Origin of the sequence: Campylobacter sp. GB48, from assembly GCF_049221845.1 — a bacterium.
GTDB classification, from domain to species: domain Bacteria; phylum Campylobacterota; class Campylobacteria; order Campylobacterales; family Campylobacteraceae; genus Campylobacter_D; species Campylobacter_D lari_C.
Genome location: NZ_JBMJAR010000077.1, coordinates 1 through 867, shown reverse-complemented (window position 1 = coordinate 867; position 867 = coordinate 1). Strand labels below are relative to the sequence as shown.

Annotated in this window: 2 pseudogenes; both read right to left on the bottom strand. The window is 28.6% G+C overall.

Annotated elements, in window-relative coordinates:
• Positions 1–403, bottom strand: a pseudogene (locus ACOTVC_RS08885) (hypothetical protein); the annotation flags it as partial.
• A pseudogene (locus tag ACOTVC_RS08880) lies at positions 393–867 on the bottom strand (hypothetical protein); the annotation flags it as partial. The pseudogenes ACOTVC_RS08885 and ACOTVC_RS08880, both read right to left, overlap by 11 nt.

Below are 867 nucleotides of genomic sequence, written 5' to 3'. Positions count from 1 at the left end.
AATCTATTTTATTTCTATCTTCATCACAATAAGATCCAAAATCTATATATCCTGCTAGAAAAAGCTGCCCCAAAACACTAATATATTCACTTATATAGGTAGGTTTGGGTGCATTTAAAGAAAATGGGCTGCTAATATTATCAATGCTGTAAGTATCTAATAAAATTAAATTATTACATTCCCACCTTGAGACACCCATGCTTTTTCCACAAATAAGCAAAATATAATATTCAAATAGTTCTAAAATACCGACCTTATCTTTTAAATGAGATGATATAATTAAAGTTGGATTAGCATAATCATTCTCTAAAAGCTGGGTTTTTTTCCATATATCAAAATCTATATCAGGAAAAAAAATAGCACACTTTTCGTTTTCATCCCATTTTATATACCTATATTTCATTTTTTATCCCATTTTCTATATGTATTGTTTTAAGATTTCCTCTTGGTTTATTGGAATTTATCTCTATGGTCTCACCCCCGCTTTTAGAAGTTTTCTTATATTGTATAATAGCTTGATCATCTAGTTTTCTCATATAAATCGGTTGTCTATATTTTTTATCTACTTTATTTTCCAACTCTTCAGAATTTTTAGTTAACTTTTTCCATAATTTGTCTAATTCCTCTTTATTTTTAACTATTCTCCTGCGTTTATCTCGAACATTTTTTGGCAGTTTATCTACTATCTGCAACACTTCATCTTTAGTCAATGTTCTATATTTTAAATACTCAGTATCTTTAAAAAATTGCTTTATCCCTCTTAAAGCTGGAGCAAATGTATAACTCACATCTTCCAAAGGCTTATCATTGAGTTCTAATTGACTAGGAAATATTATCTCAATAAACTCCCCACTACCATCTTGTGTT